At 38.2% G+C, this 2,846-nt stretch carries 3 protein-coding genes and 1 pseudogene; 3 read left to right on the plus strand and 1 reads right to left on the minus strand.

The window, feature by feature from the left end; all coding sequences use genetic code 11:
- Both GCCT14_RS04290 and GCCT14_RS04295 read left to right on the plus strand, forming a co-directional pair.
- A pseudogene (locus tag GCCT14_RS04290) lies at positions 1-652 on the plus strand (V-type ATP synthase subunit I); the annotation flags it as partial.
- 21 nt (positions 653-673) lie between these two features.
- Positions 674-1,102: an ATP synthase subunit C gene (locus tag GCCT14_RS04295; RefSeq protein ID WP_108624372.1), complete on the plus strand. Its 429-nt coding sequence runs from the start codon at positions 674-676 to the stop codon at positions 1,100-1,102.
- Here GCCT14_RS04295 and GCCT14_RS04300 read toward each other — a convergent pair.
- Positions 1,099-1,887: a TerC family protein gene (locus GCCT14_RS04300; RefSeq protein WP_108624373.1), complete on the minus strand. Its 789-nt coding sequence runs from the start codon at positions 1,885-1,887 to the stop codon at positions 1,099-1,101. The genes GCCT14_RS04295 and GCCT14_RS04300 overlap by 4 nt on opposite strands.
- 242 nt (positions 1,888-2,129) lie before the next feature.
- Here GCCT14_RS04300 and GCCT14_RS04305 point away from each other — a divergent pair.
- Positions 2,130-2,846, plus strand: a 717-nt coding sequence (locus tag GCCT14_RS04305) for a cytochrome d ubiquinol oxidase subunit II (RefSeq protein WP_192875504.1), incomplete at its 3' end; no start/stop codon positions are given.

The raw sequence follows: 2,846 nt of genomic DNA on the forward strand, positions 1-2,846 counted from the left end.
CGTGTCAGAAGGTAATGCTCCATGGAGTTTAGAAGTCATTAATGGAGGCTCTACATCACTTCCCATTCAAAAGTTTTTGATTGATAACGTGAGCAAAGAGATCGTTTTGATGATAGGGGTTTTTCATATTTTCTTATCGATGTTAAGAGGGTGTTCTAAAACAAAGACTAATTTTGGTTGGGCGCTTTGCATGATTGGAGGATATTTTACTCTAGCTAATTTTTTGGAGGCATCTTTGCTTCCACACTATGTTTTGCAAATTTCTAAAGAAAAGATTCTTTTAATAGCCAATGGAGCAACTTTTTTTGGCTTTTTAGCTGCGCATATAATTGCGATTTACGAAAGGGGACTTTTGAGTGGCCTTCTGGAGTGGATGAACGTAATACAGATTTTTTCAGATGTTCTTTCTTATTTGAGGCTTTATGCTCTGGGTCTTTCTGGGGCTATCATTGCAGAGACATTCAACTCTATTTCTCTTTTTCTTCCATGGCCTTTTTCTTGGGGTTGTCTCTTATTTGGACATGTAATCAATTTTGGATTGGGTGTCATGGGTGCTGTTGTGCATAGTTTACGGTTAAATTTTTTGGAATGGTATCGTTACTCGTTTGATGGTGGTGGTCGCGCGTTTCGGCCCTTATCTCTAGAGAAGTAATTAAATCTAATGAGGCGGCTTATGTTTGATTTTAATATGGTTGGTCCAGGGTTAGCTTTAGCTTTTGGATGCATTGGAAGTAGTTTAGGGTGTCAAATTGCCGCTTCAGCTTGTTTATCGGTCATGTCACAAACAGATGAAGGACACGGCAAGTTAATTGCGATGTCTACTGCTCCTGCCTCTCAATCTATTTTTGGCTTTATTTTGATGCTTCTTATGAAGAATGCTATTCTTTCTGGTAGTTTCTCTCCTTTGAGTGGTGTTTTTTTAGGTATTGGGTGTGGATCTGCTCTTGCGATTTCTGCTGTAGCCCAAGGAAAGATATGTGCTGCCGGTATATATCTTTCGCTTAAGAAGCCAGAAAATTATGGTAAGGCATGGGCCCCTATAGGTGTTATAGAGTCTTTTGCTCTTTTTGCATTTGTTTTTTCTCTTTTGATTCTCTACTAGCCGAAGACTAGAATATGAGTTCCGGTGCAGAGTAGAAGAAATCCTAGTATCTTTTTCATATGTGGGTTCTTTTCTTGTGCTCTTTGAAGCAGGATGTAGACTGGAATTTGCAATCCTAAGGAGAGCAAATTAGCAACTTGTGCAAGAAGAAGATTATTCGTGAAGGCTAGGGTTGCGGCTATTGAATCCATTCCTAAGATGGTATCGCATATTAGGAGCAGGGCGATGGAGAAAATTCCTGTTCTGTGGTTAGATTTCATGAAAAAACATTTCGAACGTAACTTATGAAAAGCATTTTTAAAACGACTGGTTGATTCATGAGCTTCTTCAATCGCTAATCCGTAACCTGTGTAGAGGATAGGCAAAGAAAAGAATCTTACTATCCATCTTGCCTTAGATATAAGTACAAAACCTGCGAACAGGAAATTGACTCTGACTATTGCTTTTCCTATTAGTACTATTTTCAACACCCTTGATTCGTCTTCTTGTTGAAAATTAAATATCCTAAAGAGAGCAAGGAAGAGCGATAAATTATCCACAGTGGTCAAAGAACATACTAGAAAGGTTGACAAGAACTGTGTAGAGGCTTCGCGACTTGTGAGTGTGCTTTTAGCATCTATTTGATCCCACATTAATAAGATTGAGAGAGTTGATAAAAGAGCTATCATCCCTATGCTTAATAGAAGGCGTGTTGCATGAAATGGTGATATTGTTCTCGGTTGATTTATCACCATAATCACAATCAAGACAAGATAGCTTCCCGCTATGATTAGATTTTCGATCATCCTTGTCCCCCTTATTTTTTTCTCTAAGTATTAAATTCCTTCATTATCCTTTCTGGGTTTTTTCGATCTATTAGTCGTTGAGAGAAATTACTTAGTCTAGTCAACTATTTTTATCTTTCTGATTTTTGTGTGCTCGTTGTATCACGCAAGCTAATCGAAGCAGGGGGAAGTGCCGCATTTCACTCTACAATCGCAGGGTGGGTCTTTATTCTCTGTGTAAGCGGATCTTATAGGTTGTTCCCATGTCAGCTGTTCAGCAACTTTCTTTGATTTTGTATACTTTTCTCATTGCAGGTTATGTCATTTTAGATGGATATGACCTGGGTGTTGGTATTTTGCATGTCTTTAGAACTAAGGAAAGTGATAAGAAAAAGTCTTTAAAGATTATCGGATCCAAATGGGATTGGAATGAAATTTGGCTTGTTTCCGGTGGTGGAGTCCTTTTTGCCGGAGTGCCAAAGATCTCCTCAATACTTTTCTATTCTTTTCGTTTTATTTGGCTTGCTCTTCTCATAGGGTTGATTCTGAAGCCACTTTTTGTTTTTTATCGCAAGAGAGTAACCTTTCATTTTTTTCAGAGTCTTTTGGATATTGGAATATCCTTATCATGTGTTCTGGTAGCATTTTTGGGAGGTTTTTTATCAGGTCATCTTGTGATTGGTCTTCCTATAGATGGGGGGACAGGTGAAGTAATTCATAACTTACTTTGCCTTTGTTCTCCTTACGCTATTGTGATGGGTTTTGCTTCGGTTTCTCTCTTCGCAGTACACGGTGCTTTCTACCTTCTTCAGTCTATCGCTGCTGAGAAACAACGTGACAATGTGAATAAGCTAGCAGTCTTGTTTTCTATTTTGAGCGTCATCTGTTGTCTCACTTGCCTAATTATTCTTCGCACACAACATAAAGATGTTTTTCAAAAATTGTTAATGAGTCCTCTTTCTATTTTCATGATGAGTCTT

It is taken from the genome of Candidatus Similichlamydia epinepheli, assembly GCF_003056015.1.